This is a genomic window from Pseudomonas sp. RL, assembly GCF_000647775.1.
In the GTDB taxonomy this organism is placed as follows: domain Bacteria; phylum Pseudomonadota; class Gammaproteobacteria; order Pseudomonadales; family Pseudomonadaceae; genus Serpens; species Serpens flexibilis.
The window spans coordinates 15034-31304 of the sequence record NZ_JBOY01000071.1; the positions used below are offsets into that span (position 1 = coordinate 15034).

Here is a 16271-nt window from a genome sequence, read left to right on the forward strand (position 1 = left end):
AAACGGGTCGGCGCAGATGGAGTCGCCCCCGTCGGTCGGCGCTGTTCCGGCCGCCGGCGGGCCCCGGCACCGTGGCGACGGCGGACAAGGAAGACCTTGTCCCCCCTACGAATCCGCTTGTCCCAGTCGCGGCCATAGCCGCCGGGCCAGCACCGCCATGCCCAGGCTGCGCAGCAGCATGAACAGGCAGAAGGCCAGCCACAGACCATGGTTACCCAAACCCTGCAGTAGCCAGCCGGCGGGTACGGCCAGCACGGCGGCGAGCAGCATGGCGTCGCGCATTTCCCGCGCCCGGGTGGCGCCGATCAGCAGGCCGTCCAGCAGGTAGCTCCACACCGTGATCAGCGGCAGCAGCGCCAGCCACGGCAGGTACTCACGAGCGGTGGCGAGCACCTCCGGCATGTCGCTCTGCAGGCGCAGGAAATGCTCGCCGGCCAGCAGGAATAGGAGGGCGAACGCCAGGCTGCCCAGTAGCGACCAGCCGCCGGCGATCACCAGGCTGCGGCGCAGGGCGACGCGATCCCGGGCGCCGATGGCGTGGCCGCACAGCGCCTCCAGCGCATGGGCCAGTCCGTCCAGCGCGTGGGCAGTGAGCAGCAGGCCATTGAGCAGCAAGGCATTGGCGGCCACCGTGGCATCGCCCAGCCGCGCGCCCTGCACGGTGACCAGGAAAAACACCCCCTGTAGCAGCAGCGAGCGGATCAGGATGTCGCGGTTCACCGCGAGCAGTGGCCGCCATTGAGACCATTGGCGCAATGGCGCCAGGCAAAACGCGCCGGTATGCCGGGCCAGCTCGCCGCGGCACAGCAACAGGCCGAGCAGCGCACCGCTCCACTCAGCAACCACCGAAGCGCGCGCGGCGCCGGCCACACCCCAGTCCAGGCCGAGCACGAACCACAAGTCGAGCAGCAGATTGAGCAGGTTGATGCCCAGCAGGATTGCCAGCGCCGCGCGGGCGTTCTGCGCGCCGAGAAACCAGCCGATCAGCGCCTGGCTGGCCAGCATCGCCGGCAGGCCGAGTAGACGGATGTGCAGGTACTCGCGGGCCAGGTCGTCGAGCGCCGTCGAGGGCGCCATCACTGCCAGGGCGGCGTCGCTCAGCGGCAGTGCCGCCAGGCCGAGCAGCACGGCCAGCGCCACGCTGAGCAGCCCGACCTGCACCAGCAACTGGCGCAGCGCCGCGCCATCGCCCCGCCCGCTGGCCTGGGCGGCAAAGCCGGTAGTGCCCATGCGCAGGAAGCCGCAACACCAGATCAGCAGGGTGTAGAGGCTGGCGCCTACCGCCACCGCGCCCAACTGATGGGTGTGGCTGAGGTGGCCGATCACGGCAGTATCCACCAGCGCCACCAGTGGCACGCTGAGGTTGGAGAGCAGCAGGGGAGCCGTCAGTGCCCAGACGCGGCGCTGGGTCGGCGCATGGCGCCAGTCATCAAGAAGGAGTCGAAACATGTCGGCCATCATACCCGCAGAGCCCACGGCAGGCGCGATGGCCCGCTGCTAGTCTGTGTAGCGTCGCAGGGTGTGGCGCGCGGTCGCGCACCCCGGAATAAGGAGAAGGGTGAGTGAATAAACGCCCGCACTGGCTACGGTTTGGAGCATCGCTGGCGCTGCTGGTCATTCTCGATGGCTTCCTGGCGGCGCGTGCGCTCAATGCCGAGCCGGTGGCCTCCGTGCAACGCCAGTTCGATGCCGCCGGCCGGGTGCTGCGCGACCAACAGGTCGATGCGCAGGGCCGTCCGCACGGTCTGTTGCGCGAGTTCTATGCCAATGGTGTGGTGCGTTATCAGGCCCAGTTCGTCGAGGGTCGCCGCGAAGGCCTGGAGAAGTACTTCCGCGAAGACGCCAGCCTCAGCCGGCTGGCCTATGTGGACGGACAGGGGCGTGAGCTGGCCAGCGTGGCGCTGCTGGCCGACGGCCGCCTGAGCAGTCTGCGCTGCGCGGACCGACCCTTGCTGGAAGGGCGTGACCGGGCCTGGTGCGGCTTCTCCGGCGAACCTAGCGAGCTGCCTCTGCACGACGAAAGCGGGCGGGTCACCGCGCGGGAGATCTGGCTGCATGGTGAGCTGCTGCGCCGCGAGGAATACGATCGAAACGGTCGCCTGGCCAGCCTCCAACGGCGCAATGGCGATCATGACGTGCGGGTGCGCTACTTCAGCAACGGCCAGGCGCGCAGCGAGTCGTCGTTCCGGGTCGGCCAGCCGGAGGACCGGCGCGAGGGCTTCGAGCGCGAGTGGGCGCAGACCGGCCAGCTGCTGCGCGAGAGCTACTGGCAGGACGGCCAACTGCTCAGCGACAGCCAGTGGTACCTGAACGGTCGTCTGAAGGAGCGCCGCATCCTGCAGGAAGAGGAAAACGGTCCGGCGCTGATGAGGATCGAGCAGTACTGGAACAGCGGCCGGTTGCGCTACCGGGGGTCGCAGGTCGGCGGGATCAGCGTGGGCAGCCACGAGCGCTTCGACGAGGAAGGCCGGCTGCTGCAGGAGGTGCGGGTGGACGGCAACGGCATGCCGGTGCTGCGCCTGGAATACGACCCGCAGACCGGCGAGGTGCGCAAGGCCGAGCGCATCGGCCCCAACGGCCTGACGCCGCTGCCCCTGCGCCAGGAGCGCGAGGTGTTCTAGCCATTCAGTCGCGTGCGGTGCCTTCCGGCGGCCGTATCCCCGGCGGCCGGAAAGACGCCGATCGCCCTGCGCCGTGACGTGCGCAAAACGTAGGGTGATCAACGCAATGCGTTGGCCACCGTCAGGCGCCACGAACGTTCGGCGAGAAGTCGGTAGGGTGGGTAACTCGCGCAGCGATTACCCACCGAGGCGGAGGGCGCCGTTACGAGCGCCGTTCGACGATGAAATTGGCCAGCTGACGCAACGGTTCGGCCGCCTCGCCAAATCCGGCAAGCGCGGCATGGGCCTGGTCGCGTAGCTCGAGCGCGTAGGCCTTGGCCGCGGGCAGGCCGAGCAGGGCGGGGTAAGTCGGCTTGTCGTGGGCCTGATCCTTGCCCTGGGTCTTGCCCAGCGTGGTGGTGTCGCTTTCCACGTCGAGAATGTCGTCCTGCACCTGGAAGGCCAGGCCGATGGCGCGGGCGTAGGTCTGCAGTGCCTCCAGTCGCATGGCGTCGGCCTTGCCGCTGGCCAGGGCGCCCAGGCGCACGCTGGCTTCGATCAGCGCGCCGGTCTTGTGCCGGTGCATGGTCTCCAGGGCCTGCTGGTCCAGACGGCGCCCCACGGATTCCAGATCGATGGCCTGACCGCCGACCATGCCGGCTGCGCCCGCCGCACGGGCCAGCTGGGCGAACATTTCCAGGCGCAAGGTCGGATCGGCAGGGTTGCCAGACGGCTGGCTCAGCGCTTCGAAGGCCAGCGCCTGCAGGGCATCGCCGGCGAGGATCGCGCAGGCCTCGTCGAAGGCCTTGTGGGTGGTGGGCTGGCCGCGGCGCAGGTCGTCGTCGTCCATCGCCGGCAGGTCGTCATGCACCAGCGAATAGGCGTGGATCAGCTCCACGGCGCAGGCGGCGCCATCGGCCTGCTCGAGATCGCCCTGCAGCGCCTGGCAGCCGGCATAGACCAGCAATGGACGCACACGCTTTCCGCCGTTCATCACGCTGTAGCGCATCGCGCGGAACAGGCGTTCCAGCTCCGCACGCGGCGGCATGAACAGGGTTTCCAGCGCGCTATCGACCCGGCGCTGGCAGTCTTTCTGGTAACTCTCGATCATGCCTGGTCATCCGCCTCGAACGGCTCGGTGCGGGTTTCGCCGTCGCGCTCGAGCAGCATCTGTACCTTCTGCTCGGCCTGGCCCAGCGCGCCCTGGCAGTCGCGGGTCAGGCGAATGCCCTGCTCGAAGGCGCTCAGCGACTCCTCCAGCGACAGCTCGCCGCCTTCCAGCCGCTCGACCAGCTGCTGCAACTCGGCGAGGGATTGTTCGAAATCCAGGGGGGCTTTCTTGCGGGTGGCCATGACGCAGGTCTCGGAACGATAAATCGGGCGCGACACTAGCAGAGCCGGGGCCTAGCGGCAAATGGGCGTCAGGCCGCTCGGGTGGGTCTAGCCCATCGGCAGCCAAGCAAGGCGTTGTCCACCTGCGGTTAGCCTGGTCGTAGGTCGGTCAGCGTTGTTCTGGCCGCCGTCAGGTTTAGCGCGGGGCAATGGTGGACAAGGAAGACGTTGTCCACCCTACGGACGCCTCGCCGTTGGGGTGAGCGCGGATCCACGGATCGATCAGGCGTAGACCTTCCAGAAGTAGTAGAGGGTCATGCCGCCGCCGACCACCAGCACCAGGGCGCGCAGGAACTTCGGTGGCAGGCGTTCGCCCAGTGCGCCGCCGGCGTAGCCGCCAAGGGTGGCGCCGGCCAGCAGGATCACCAGTTCGCTCCAGCTCACCCGGCCGGCGATGATGAAGGTCAGGCTGGCGACGGTGTAGATCATCGCCGAGAACAGGTTCTTCAGCGCATTGGCGCGGTTGAGCGCGTGACCCTCGATGGAGAACGCCGCCAGCTGCAGGATGCCCATGCCGGCGCCGAAGTAGCCGCCGTAGATCGAGACCAGGCCGTGGCCCAGCAGCGCCGGTGCGCTGTGGCGCACCTGGTCGGCTTCGCGGCGGCGCTTGGCCAGCCAGCGGCTCAGCCAGGGGCTGGCGGCGAACAGCAGGGTGGCGACCAGCAGGAGCCAGGGAATCAGATCGCTGAACAGATCATCGCCGCTGAGCAGCAGCAGGATGCCGCCGGCCGCGCCGCCGAGCAGGCCGACCAGCAGCAGCGGCAGCAGGTAGCTGCCGAGTCCGCGCAAGGACGGGCGTGCCGCCCAGGCCCCGGCCAGGCTGGCGGGCCACAGGGCCACGGCATTGGTGGCGTTGGCGGTGACCGGCGGCAGGCCGACGGCCAGCAGGGCGGGGAAGGAGAAGAAGGTGCCGCCCCCGGCGAGGGCGTTCATGCCGCCGGCGGCGAAACCGGCGACGAGGATCAGCAGGGCATCCAGAAGACTCATGGCGGGCTCATCTTGTTTTTATGGCAATGGGGCTTAAGAAGCGTGCACCGTTATGGAGCGCAGCTATTAAGCCCGTTGTGCCTGCCATGCGCAATCGGCAGCCGGCCGCGGCCGGGCGAACAGGAAACCCTGCAGACGATGGCAGCCGTTGAGGCGCAGGAAGGCCGCCTGCCGTTCGTTTTCCACGCCTTCGGCGACCACTTCCAGACCCAGTTGCGCGGCCATGGTCAGGATGCCGCGCACCAGCGCCACAGAGCGCGGGTTTTCGGGGAGTTCGGCGACGAACTGGCGGTCGATCTTCAGGCCGTCGAAGCGGAACTTCTGCAGGTAGGTGAGCGAGGAATAACCCGTGCCGAAGTCGTCGAGGTACAGCGGCAGTCCGATCTCCTTCAGGCGGCGCAAGGTTTCCTGCACGCTGCCGTCGGACTCCAGCAGCGCGCTTTCGGTCAGTTCCAGCTCGATCAGTTCGGCCGGCGCGCCTTCCTCGGCAAGGATGCCGGTGAGGATTTCCGCCAGGTTCGGCTGACGGAAGTCCAGCGGCGAGAGGTTGACCGCCACGCGCAGCTTCAGGCCCTGGGCGGACCACTGTACGGCCTGCCGGCAGGCCTGGCGGAACACCCAGCGCGACACGTCGCGGATCATGCCGGTGTCTTCGAGTACCGGGATGAACTGCAGCGGCGACACCAGGCCGCGACTCGGCGAGCGCCAGCGCAGCAGCGCCTCCACCGAGCGGGGGCGGTTGTCGTTGTCCACTTGGGGCTGGTAGTGCAGCTCGAACTCCTCGCGGGCGATGGCCAGGCGCAGTTCGTCTTCCATGCGCTGGCGCTCCTCCGCCTCGGCCGCCAGTTGGCTGTCGAAACAGGCCAGCCGGTTGCGGCCCTCGGTCTTGGCGCGTAGCAGCGCCAGGTCGGCCTGCTTGAGCAGTTCGCTGCCTGTACCGCCGCGCCCGGTGTGCTGGGTGATGCCGAGGCTGGCGGTGATGTACAGCGAGTACTGACGGGCCTGGAACGGCTGGCGCAGGGCCTCCAGCAGGCGCTCGCCCAGCCCTACGGCGGCGGCGCTGTCGCGGCCGTCGAGCAGGAACAGGAACTCGTCGCCGCCCAGGCGCGCCAGCAGGTCGCGGGGGCTGGCGTACAGTCGCAGGCGGTCCGCCACAGCGCGCAGCAGCTGGTCGCCGATGTCGTGGCCGAGGCTGTCGTTGATGCGTTTGAAGTGGTCGATATTGAGGAACAGCAGGCTGAGCGGGCCGCCCCGGGCGAGCAGCTCGTCGAGACGGATGAGCAGGTGATTGCGGTTGGCCACTTCGGTCAGCTGGTCGAAGTTGGCCAGATGGCGCAGGCGCTGCTCGGCGCGCTTGCGATCACCGATATCGTGCAGCAGCAACAGGTGGAACGCCTGGCCGTTGCGCTCGAAGGGCGTGCAGGAGCCTTCCAGCGATAACGGCCGGTCGCCGCAGCGGACGGTGATCTCCTGCTGCTGGCGGGGCCGCTCCTGCAGCTGGCGCCAGTTCGGCTCTCCCAGCAACGCCTGGCTGGGCAGCTCGGCCAGGCTACGCAGCGAGCGGCCGAACAGGCGGCCTGCGGCCGGGTTGGCCTCTTCCACACGCCCGTCGGCATCGATGATCAGCATGGCAATCGGCGCCGCGCTGACCAGATTGCGCAGCAGTTGCTCACTGTCGCGCAAGGCAGTCTGGTTTTCGCCGAGCTGCTGGATCATCTGATTGAAGTTCTCGGCCAGGCGGCTGATCTCGTCGCGCCCGCCAACGCTGGCCTGGGCATTGCTGTCGCCACTGGCGTAGCGCTGCACGGCCGTGCTGATGACGCCCAGCCGGCGGGTCACCAGGCGGCCGTATAAAAGGTTGAGCAGCAGGCCGAGTAGCAGCAACAGACCTAGGGTCTGGGTCAGGGACATCCAGGCGTTGGAGCGGCGCTGGTCGAGATGCTGTTCGTAGTCGAGGCTGACCAGCAGGTTGTTGCGCAGCAACTGCCCCTGCGCATAGGTGTGAACCAGTGGATAGCTGGCCAGATAACGACGCTCCTGCAGCGGCTGCCATCGCGAGCGGTCGCCGCCGAGCAGGGTCTGCAGCGTGCCTGCATCGCCCAGCTGTTCGCCGGGATCCAGGCCCAGGCGACTGGCGGCGATCACCCGTTGGCGGTCGTCGATGACCATGGCCCAGCGCACCCCGGGCAGGCTGCCGAGGTCCGCCAGCACGCTCTGCAACTCGTCGGTGCGGCGCTGGCGCAGGTGATCGCTGGCGCTGCTCTGCACCAGGATGAGGATCTGCTCGGTGTAGCGCTTGAGGTCTTCCTCGGCCAGGCGCGCGGTACGCGGCAGGTGCAGGCCGATCATCAGCAGGATGTAGAGACCGGCGAACAGCCCCAGCAACAGGGGCAGGGACTTGCGCAGCGACAAGCGGGTCAGCATGCGGACACCCCGCAGTCGAGCAGGCGTTGGTAGTCCAGTGGGCCGGCCAAGAGGGCGCGTTCCAGTTGGTAGTCATGGGTCCAGTGCAGACTCTTGAGCAGCTGGCCGCTTTCGTAGAACTGCCGGTTAAGGGCCAGATCGCCCATCAGCAGGCCCTCGCGGGTCAGGCGCAGGGCTTCTTCGTCCAGGCCCAGGCGGCGCATCAGTACACCATCAATGTAATCGGGGGATTGGCGCCAGCGCGCCAGGCTTTCGTGCCAGAGGGCCTGCAGACGGCGACGCGCTTGCGGGCTGACGCGCGTGCGGTCGACCACCAGCACGTCGATGATCTCATTGGGCAGGTCACGGCTGTCCATCAGGCGTCGGGCGCCGAGCGCCTGTAAGGCGGGCCCTTCCGAGGCAAAGGTGATGACCGCGTCGAGCGTCCCTTCCTGCATCGCGCTGCGATGTTCCTGCACGGGTAGGCTGACCACGTGCAACTGATCGTGACGCAGCCCGGCGCGGTCGAGCATCCGGGCCAGGAAGAAGGCGCCCAGGGCCGAGTCCTCCACGCCGACGCGCTTGTCGCGCAGGTCGGCCGGTTCGCGCAGCGGCGGCATGCCGTAGAGCACATCGGCGCCCGCGGAAATATCCGTGATCAGTAGGATTTCCAGGTCGTGGCCGTTGGCCATTAAGCGCAGGGTTTCGTCCACGGTGAGCATGGCCGCGTCGAGCAGGCCGTTGCGAAAGGCGCGCAGCACCCCGCTGGAGCTCGGATATTCCAGCAGCCGGAAACCCGACGGTTCCAGCCAGCGCAGGTCGTCGGCGACGTACAGGGGGCCGTAACCCAGCCAGCGATTACTGCCGATGCGCAGGTCATCGGTGTTGTCGCTGCACCCGAACAGAGCGCTGCAGAGGAGGACGAGGAGACAGAGGCGACGCATAGCGAAATTCCGTTCCGCTGACTTCAGGTCATAGCCTATAGCTAAGTGCCATCATGGCGAAAGCGTTTCCCACCTCAACGACCTGCTGGCGAAGTGGCAGAACCCATTCTAATGGGCGCCACTCCGCAGGTGAGCCCTGCCAGGCTGCGGCGTTGCGCCGCAAGCTTTCAGAACCAGCGATCGTTGCGTTTACGGCCGCGGGTCAGGGCCGGTAGCACCAGGCCGAGCAGCAGACCGGCACCGGCGATACCGCCGCCGTACACCATGTAGTCCATCAGCAGCTGGTTCTTTTCATCGCCCAGGCGCTCACGGGCGGTGCGCAGGTCCGCCTGGGCCTGGGCCAGCTCCGCGCTGAGTGCTTTGCGCTGCGCTTCCAGCTCGTCGATCAATGCCTTGCGGGAGTCCAGGGTTTCCTGCATGCCCTGCACGCGGGTCTTCCAGGTGTTCTCGATGCCGCCCAGGCGCTCGCGCAGGTCGGTCACTTCCTGCTCCAGGGCAGGCAGGCGCTCGAACTGGCTGGGGCTGTCCTGCAGGTCGCGGCTGGGAATCCACACGGTCTCGCCGGACTCGGTACGAATCTGGCTGTAGGTGCCCTGCGTGGTGAGCAAGGTGACCTTCTGGCCGGACTTCAGGGCGCCAACAATGCGATAGCCATCGGTGGGACCGCTGCGCACGAAGGTATTCAGGCTGTCGTTGACCCAGCGGTCGGCCGGAGCGGCCTGCACCTGGGACACGACGCCCAGCGCCAGCAGGCCGAACACGCCACCCAGGGCGCGGCGCGAAAAGGAGAGGGAGCGGGCGGAAGGATGACGGGACATGTACATACGAACTTCACATGTTGAGGAAACGGAAAGCCCGACGAACGGACCGACGAAAAGGGCGGTTAGTCTACCCGGCTTCAATGGCGCTGCGAGTAGACCATGGTGTCCCGGGAGCGACGAGTGGCTGGGAACGCAGGAAACCGGAAAAGTTCCCGAGCAGGGATTGGGCTTTGGTCGAGCATGGTGCGCACGGCATCACCTTTTTCCGGCTCGCTATGGCAAAAGGCTTACAAGCGCGCGCTGCGTATCACTCTATGGGGCTGCCCCCCTGTCGCGCAGAATAGGCCTCGCTGCAGCACAGGATGTGCTCGGATCAAGGAAGATGGCCAGGACAGGACGTCACCCGACAGGATGTTGGATGGCCAATAAAAGAACCCGCTTCGGCGGGTTTTTTATTGGCTAAAAATGCCGACTGTATTTCGATTTCACAGGCATAAAAAAGCCGGCCTCGTGGGCCGGCTTTCCGTTGGTGCTCCGACTTACTTCTGGTAAGCCTCGGCAGCCTTGATGATGGCGGCGCGGGCGGCATCGGCGCCTTCCCAGCCTTCAACCTTGACCCACTTGCCCTTCTCCAGATCCTTGTAGTTCTCGAAGAAGTGCTTGATCTGCTCGATCAGCAGCGGGGGCAGGTCGGTGTATTCCTTCACGTCCTTGTACAGCTGGGTCAGCTTGTCGTGCGGGACGGCGATCAGCTTGGCGTCACCGCCCGCTTCGTCGGTCATGTTCAGCACGCCGACCGGACGGCAGCGGATGACGGATCCCGGAGCGACCGGATACGGCGTCACCACCAGCACGTCCAGGGGATCGCCGTCGTCGGCCAGGGTGTGCGGGATGAAACCGTAGTTGGCCGGGTAGAACATCGGGGTGGCCATGAAACGGTCGACGAACAGGCAGTCGGTGTCGTGATCGATTTCGTACTTGATCGGCGCGTGGTTGGCCGGAATCTCGATGGCGACATAGATGTCGTTCGGCAGGTCTTTGCCGGCGGGCAGGTTGCTGTAGCTCATGAAGGCGGCTCCGTGTTCGGCCGAGGTGGCCGGGGGCGAAAAAAGTGGCGGGATTATAGGGGCAATCACCGACGCGCGCTATCGAGAGGCGGGTTCCTGATAGTCGGGATGTCGTCTCTGCAGCGTACGCAGCCGGGTCAGCGGGTCCTGGCGGTAGAACAGACTCAGCTGCCGGTAGACCTCCGGGAAGGCCTCGTGCAGGAGGTCCGGCGCGGTGAAGAAGTATTCGCTGGTGACGGCGAAGAACTCGGCCGGGTTTTCCGCCGCGTAGGGATCGATCGGGGTGTGCGCGTGCGGATTGGCATCCAGGGTGGCGTTCATGGCGTCATAGGCGGACTGCAGGGTGCTGGCCCAGTCGGCCAGGCGCATGTCGCCGTGCAGGGGTGGCAAGCCGTTGGCGTCGCCGTTGAGCATGTCCAGCTTGTGGGCCAGCTCGTGGATGACCAGGTTGTAGGCGTCCCAGCCGCCGCTTTCCTGCACGCCGGGCCAGGCGAGGATCACCGGGCCGCGTTGCCAGGCTTCGCCACTGCGCGCCTCTTCATATATATGTTCGACGCCGCTGGCGTCCCGGTGCTTCTGCGGGCTGACAAAGTCGTCCGGGTACAGCACCAGCTCATGGAAGCCCTGGTACCAGTCCAGGTCGGGGAGGTTCAGCAGCGGCAGTTGCGCCTGGGCTGCCAGGCGCAGGCGCGCGAAGGCGTCCATCTGCACGCCCGGCAGGGCGGTCAGGTGCTTGGCGTGCAGGAAGAGGATGCAGCGTTCGCCAAGCAACCGGCGCTCGGCATCGTTCAGGCCGTCGAGGATCGGCAGGCTGTCGAGCACCTGTTGCCACAGTTGGTGATCGAGAGGGTGGCGGGCTAGCAGGCGGCGACGGCGCCAGGCGCGAAATGACCACATGGGAGCGGAGGGCGGCGTAATGGGAGGGCCACCTTAAGCAAGCGGCGCGGTGACGGCAAGGGGAGCCCGGCTCTGCCGGCCGATAGCCGTTGCAGAGCCTGCTCGGGAGTCCGGTATAGGCACCGGCGGATCGGGGACGCGCGCAGCCTCGTGAGCCTTGGCGTACTCCCCCGGACGGGTACCTGACCGAACCTGCCGGCGAGAGCGGCGCAAGGGTAACAGCTGTGACCGGCGGGTCAATCGATACCTTCGAACAGCTGTTTGAAAGAATCCGCCGAACGGTCATGCCGCCCCTCATCGGCATCCGAATCGCTCTGGAACGCGCGTTCTACGCGGTCGCTCGGCAACTGACGAGGGATAGTAAAGCCGCTGCGCCTTGTATTCGACTTACGTCGTAGGTGCATTTTTTGCTCAGTCGTTAGAATGCCGCCTCAATTCCACCCCGGTAGCCAGAGAGTCCGCACATGCATACCGATCGCATCCGCCTGTCTTCTCTTCACAGCAAAGTCATGAGCGCCGAGCAGGCTGCTGCCTTGATTCAGGACGGCATGACAGTCGGTATGAGCGGATTCACCCGTGCCGGCGAAGCCAAGGCGGTGCCCATGGCGCTGGCCGAGCGCGCCAAGAAGACCCCGATGAAGATCAACCTCTTCACCGGCGCCAGCCTGGGTAACGATCTGGACAAGATCATGACCGAAGCCGGCCTGCTGGCCCGTCGCTCGCCGTTCCAGGCCGATGCCACCCTGCGCAAGGCGATCAACGCCGGCGAGGTGATGTTCTTCGACCAGCACCTGTCCCACACCGTGGAGATGATGCGCAACAAGCAGCTGAAGAAGCCGGAAGTCGCCATCATCGAAGCCGTTGCCATCACCGAGCAGGGGCACATCGTGCCGACCACCTCGCTGGGCAACTCCGCCAGCTTCGCGCTGTTCGCCGACAAGGTCATCGTCGAGCTGAACCTGGCACACAACCCGAACCTGGAAGGTCTGCACGACGTCTATATCCCGACCTATCGCCCGAACCGTCAGCCGATTCCGCTGCTGAAGGTCGACGACCGCATCGGCACCACCGCCATCCCGGTCGACCCAGCGAAGATCGCCGCCATCGTGGTCACCAACCAGCCGGACTCCTACTCGACCGTCACCCCGCCGGACGAAGAAACCGCCGCTATTGCCAGCCACCTGATCAAGTTCCTCGAGAACGAAGTCGAAGCCGGCAACCTGCCGCGCAACCTCGGTCCGCTGCAGGCCGGTATCGGCAACATTGCCAACGCCGTGCTGACCGGCCTGAAGGACTCCCCCTTCGAGGACCTGGTGATGTACTCCGAAGTGCTGCAGGACTGCACCATCGAGCTGATCGATGCCGGCAAGATGAAGTTCGCCTCGGGCTGCTCCATCACCCTGTCCGAGCGCTGCAACGACCGCGTGTTCGGCAACATGGAGAAGTACAAGGACAAGCTGGTGCTGCGTCCGCAGGAAATCTCCAACCATCCGGAAATCGTCCGTCGCATCGGCATCATCGGCATCAACACCCCGCTGGAGTTCGACATCTACGGCAACGTCAACTCCACCCACGTGGGCGGCACCAAGATGATGAACGGCATCGGCGGTTCGGGCGACTTCGCCCGCCACGCACTGGCCATCTTCGTCACCAAGTCCACCGCGAAGGACGGCAAGATCTCCTCCGTGGTACCGATGGTTTCCCACGTCGACCACACCGAACATGACGTGGACATCGTGGTGACCGAACAGGGCCTGGCTGACCTGCGTGGCCTGGCGCCGCGCGAGCGCGCCCGCGTGATCATCGACAACTGCGTGCACCCCAGCTACCGCGACAAGCTGAACGACTACTTCGAGCGCGCTTGCGCCAAGGGCGGTCAGACCCCGCACATCCTGCGCGAAGCGCTGGAGTGGCACATCCAGCTGGAAGAAACCGGCTCGATGCTGTAAGCGCGCACCGCACGGCGAAGGCCCTGATGAGTGATCATCGGGGCCTTTTTCGTTAGGGTGACTGGCGAACCGGCACCCGCCGGCCGCCGGGCTTGGCCTGAGCGAGCCGAGCGCCTACAGTGGGGCGCTGCAGCAGGAGTCGTTATGCGCGTGGATACGTCTACCGGATGGGTCAGCGGGATTCGCCACTGCCCCTCGCCCAACTACAACCAGCGTCCGCACGGGGAAGTTTCCCTGTTGGTGATCCATAACATCAGCCTGCCGCCCGGGCAGTTCGGTACCGGCAAGGTGCAGGCATTCTTCGGCAATCAGCTGGTGGCCGATGAACATCCCTACTTCGCGGAGATCTGCCACTTGCAGGTCTCCGCGCATTTCCTGATCGAGCGCGATGGCGCAGTCACCCAGTTCGTGTCCTGCCTGGACCGTGCCTGGCACGCCGGTGTGTCGCAGTTCCAGGGACGCGACAACTGCAACGATTTCTCCCTGGGCATCGAGCTGGAAGGTACCGATGAACAGCCGTACACGGATCAGCAGTACCAGGCGCTCATCGAGCTGACCGAGCGCTTGCGACAGGCCTGGCCGGCCATTACCGTCGAGCGCATCTGCGGGCACTGCGACATCGCGCCGGGACGCAAGACCGATCCCGGCCCCGCCTTCGACTGGGCGCGCCTGCGCGCCGCCCTGGAAGTACGAGGAACCTGGGTATGAATTTCATCGTTCTGTTGCTGGTGCTCTGGATCGAAAAATTTTCTGGCTGGCGCCGTCGCGTGCAGCAGGACGGACCCTGGCTGCGCCTGTTGAGTCGGGTGGAACGCCGGCCGGGTCTGGCGCAGCACCCCTGGCTGTTGTTGCTGGCACTGCTGCTGCCGCCGCTGCTGGTGCTGGCCGTGTTGCTCTGGCTGCTGCAGCCGGTTGTCTACGGCTGGCTTGCCTTGCCGGTCCACCTGCTGGTGCTGCTGTACAGCCTGGGCCGCAGCGATGTGCAGGCCGCGCTGGGCGCGTTCCGGGATGCCTGGCGGCGCGAGGAGCTGGAAACCGCCTCGCTGGCTGCCGAGCGCGACCTGCAGGTGCGTGCCGAGGGCCCCGACGAACTGCTGCCGGCGGTACAGGAACGGCTGGGCTGGCAGGCCCACGAGACCTTCTTCGCCGTCATCTTTTGGTACGCGCTGCTCGGCCCGCTGGCCGCGCTGGCGTATCGGCTGCTGGCCCTGAGCGAGGCGCAGGCCTCGGCACAGGCCCTGCGCGAGCTGGCCGGCCAGCTTCGTCATGCGCTGGACTGGCTGCCGGCTCGCGCCCTGGCGGCCAGCATGGGGCTGGTGGGCAACTTCGTGGCGGTCAACCGGGTGCTGCTGCCGGAGTTGCTGAACTGGCATCTGCCCGCCGAGCGGCTGGTGGGCGCGGCGCTGCGTGCCGCCGGCGAATGCCAGGGCGCCCCGCGGGGCGAGGCCGGCGCAGAAAGCCTGGATGCGCTCTGGCAGCTGCTGGTGCGCACCGCGGTGCTCTGGTACGCGGTATTTGCCCTGTGGATCCTGCTGGTCTGAGTTCTGCGACGGGCTCGCCGCCGTTTACCTTTAGTTACCCACCCTGGAGTCGATATCGTTTATAGATGAGGCAGTTTGCCATCGCGACGACGGGTCGCGTGCAAGGTCTGCGTGGCAAGCCCTGCTAATAAGAATAAGAGGGATCTCTCATGAAGGCGCTGCTGTATCCAGCCATGCGGCTGATGGACCGGCTTGGCTTCGGCATGAAGTTCGGGCTGATCAGTGTCGTGTTCTTCCTGCCTATTCTCGTCACCAGTTTCTACCTGCTTCGCGATGCCTACGTGCAGTACGGGCAGACCGAGCTGGCCCGCAACAGCCTGGTGCTGCTGGATGCCGCGCTCGAAGCCCGCCGCGGCCTCGAGGATTTCAAGGGCCTTCTGGCGATCCGCGCCACCGAGCCGCAGCATGACAAGGCGCTGCTCGACAGCCGCATCAGCGAGCTGCAGCAGCGGCTGCGCCAACAGCTGCAGGCGCTACCTACCAACATGTTCCCGCTCGCGGTGCGGGCAGTGCTGGACCAGGAGCGCAGCGCCCTGGCGAGCCAGTTGCAAGCCGTGGCGGACGAGCCGTCCCAGCACAACAAGGCGGAAAACGCCGAGCGCCTGTACACGGCCGCCCAGGTGTTCATCAACCGAATCGTCAACGACACCGGTCTGGGGCAGGACGCCGAGACGGATGTGCGCCAGCGCATCGAGCTGCTCAGTCGCGACACCGCTGAAGTCACCGGGCTGCTGGGGCAGTTGCGCGCCATTGGCGCGGCGGCGCTGGGTCAAGGCGTACTGCATTCCAATGACAGCATGCGCCTGGACGAATTGCTGGTCGCCCTGGAAAAGCTCCAGGGTGCCTACGCCCTGCAGCTGGAGCCCGTGCGTCAAGGCGTGCTGGCGTCCCACGCGGACGCCAGCCTGAAAAGCCTCGGGGAGCTGGCCGTCCGGCTGGAGGATGAGGTGGTGATGTCCGACAGCCTCAGCACACCCTGGCCCGAGTTCTTCGACGGGATGGGCCGCCTGTTGGCGCATACCCACGCGCTGGAGGACGCCAGCCTGCAGCGGCTGGACCAGAGCCTGGCCGAGCGCCTGGATGCGCAGCGTATTCGCATGTTCGGCCTGCTGGCCGCCATGCTCGGCGCCCTGCTGTTGATCGCCTATCTGTACGGTGCTTTCTACCTGTCGATCCGCCAGACCCTGCAGGCCCTGCGCGGGGTCATGCAGCAGGTGGCGGCCGGTGACATGACGGTCAGCTTTCAGGCCGCCAGCCGCGACGAGCTGGCCGAGCTGGGGCAGGACTTCAGCACCAGCGTGGCCCAGGTGCGTTCGCTGATCGAGCGCGTCGCGCAGACCGCCGCCGAGGTGGAGGGACAGGCGCAGCGCGTCGAGCAGATCTCCAGCCAGAGCAGCCAGGCGGTGCGCGAGCAGCGCGAGCGTATCGACCAGGTCGCCACGGCGATGAACGAAATGTCCGCCACCGCCCAGGAGGTGGCGCGCAGCGCCGCCACGGCGGTGAGCAACGCCCAGGGCGTCAACCGGGAGAGTCATGCCGGGCGCGAACTGGTGGGCAAGCAGGTGCAGGAGATTCAGCAGCTGGCTGCAGGCCTCGATCGCGCGGTGGCGAGCATCAACCGGCTGGCCGCCGACAGCCAGGCCATCGGTCAGGTGCTGGACGTGATCAAGGGTGTGGCCGAACAGACCAACCTGCTGGCGCTCAACGCCGCCATCGAGGCGGCCCGCGCC

General features: G+C 66.6%; 14 protein-coding genes. 5 read left to right on the top strand and 9 right to left on the bottom strand.

Annotated features, from left to right (window positions below; all coding sequences use genetic code 11):
- Window positions 1-105: 105 nt before the first annotated feature.
- Window positions 106-1449: an MATE family efflux transporter gene (locus AS93_RS0112620; RefSeq protein WP_027590954.1), complete on the bottom strand. Its 1344-nt coding sequence runs from the start codon at window positions 1447-1449 to the stop codon at window positions 106-108.
- Between the two features lie 113 nt (window positions 1450-1562).
- On the opposite strand from AS93_RS0112620, the gene AS93_RS0112625 reads away from it, so the two are divergent.
- Window positions 1563-2621, top strand: a complete 1059-nt coding sequence (locus tag AS93_RS0112625; RefSeq protein WP_027590955.1) for a hypothetical protein — start codon at window positions 1563-1565, stop codon at window positions 2619-2621.
- Window positions 2622-2823: 202 nt separating this feature from the next.
- Here the strand turns inward: AS93_RS0112625 and ispA are convergent, their stop codons facing one another.
- The 8 genes from ispA to AS93_RS0112665 form a co-directional block, all read right to left on the bottom strand.
- The gene (gene ispA / locus AS93_RS0112630; RefSeq protein ID WP_027590956.1) at window positions 2824-3711 is read right to left on the bottom strand and encodes a (2E,6E)-farnesyl diphosphate synthase; all 888 of its coding nucleotides are present in this window, start codon (window positions 3709-3711) and stop codon (window positions 2824-2826) included.
- Window positions 3708-3953: an exodeoxyribonuclease VII small subunit gene (locus AS93_RS0112635; protein WP_037009183.1), complete on the bottom strand. Its 246-nt coding sequence runs from the start codon at window positions 3951-3953 to the stop codon at window positions 3708-3710. Before AS93_RS0112635 ends, ispA begins: the two co-directional genes overlap by 4 nt.
- 261 nt (window positions 3954-4214) lie before the next feature.
- Window positions 4215-4979 (bottom strand): sulfite exporter TauE/SafE family protein, encoded by a 765-nt coding sequence (locus AS93_RS0112640; RefSeq protein ID WP_027590958.1) that lies wholly within the window; start codon window positions 4977-4979, stop codon window positions 4215-4217.
- A gap of 66 nt (window positions 4980-5045) precedes the next feature.
- Complete coding sequence (locus AS93_RS0112645) at window positions 5046-7403, bottom strand: EAL domain-containing protein (protein WP_027590959.1); 2358 nt, start codon at window positions 7401-7403, stop codon at window positions 5046-5048.
- Window positions 7397-8326 (bottom strand): ABC transporter substrate-binding protein, encoded by a 930-nt coding sequence (locus AS93_RS0112650; protein WP_027590960.1) that lies wholly within the window; start codon window positions 8324-8326, stop codon window positions 7397-7399. The genes AS93_RS0112645 and AS93_RS0112650 overlap by 7 nt, the downstream gene beginning before the upstream one ends.
- Window positions 8327-8493: 167 nt before the next feature.
- Window positions 8494-9150, bottom strand: coding sequence for a TIGR04211 family SH3 domain-containing protein (locus AS93_RS0112655; protein ID WP_076380796.1), 657 nt, complete (start codon window positions 9148-9150; stop codon window positions 8494-8496).
- A 476-nt stretch (window positions 9151-9626) separates the two neighbouring features.
- Window positions 9627-10154, bottom strand: coding sequence for an inorganic diphosphatase (gene ppa / locus AS93_RS0112660; RefSeq protein WP_027590962.1), 528 nt, complete (start codon window positions 10152-10154; stop codon window positions 9627-9629).
- A gap of 78 nt (window positions 10155-10232) precedes the next feature.
- Window positions 10233-11051 (bottom strand): zinc-dependent peptidase, encoded by an 819-nt coding sequence (locus AS93_RS0112665; RefSeq protein WP_027590963.1) that lies wholly within the window; start codon window positions 11049-11051, stop codon window positions 10233-10235.
- Window positions 11052-11515: 464 nt separating this feature from the next.
- On the opposite strand from AS93_RS0112665, the gene AS93_RS0112670 reads away from it, so the two are divergent.
- The 4 genes from AS93_RS0112670 to AS93_RS0112685 form a co-directional block, all read left to right on the top strand.
- Window positions 11516-13000 carry an acetyl-CoA hydrolase/transferase family protein gene (locus tag AS93_RS0112670; RefSeq protein ID WP_027590964.1) on the top strand — a complete coding sequence of 495 codons (1485 nt, stop codon included), beginning with the start codon at window positions 11516-11518 and terminating at the stop codon, window positions 12998-13000.
- A gap of 144 nt (window positions 13001-13144) precedes the next feature.
- A complete protein-coding gene (gene ampD, locus AS93_RS0112675) occupies window positions 13145-13708 on the top strand; it encodes a 1,6-anhydro-N-acetylmuramyl-L-alanine amidase AmpD (protein WP_027590965.1) in 564 nt (187 codons plus the stop codon).
- On the top strand, window positions 13705-14541 hold the full coding sequence (gene ampE, locus AS93_RS0112680; RefSeq protein WP_027590966.1) for a regulatory signaling modulator protein AmpE: 837 nt from the start codon (window positions 13705-13707) through the stop codon (window positions 14539-14541). Before ampD ends, ampE begins: the two co-directional genes overlap by 4 nt.
- A gap of 149 nt (window positions 14542-14690) precedes the next feature.
- A partial coding sequence (locus AS93_RS0112685) for a methyl-accepting chemotaxis protein (RefSeq protein ID WP_037009185.1) occupies window positions 14691-16271 on the top strand: 1581 nt, incomplete at its 3' end.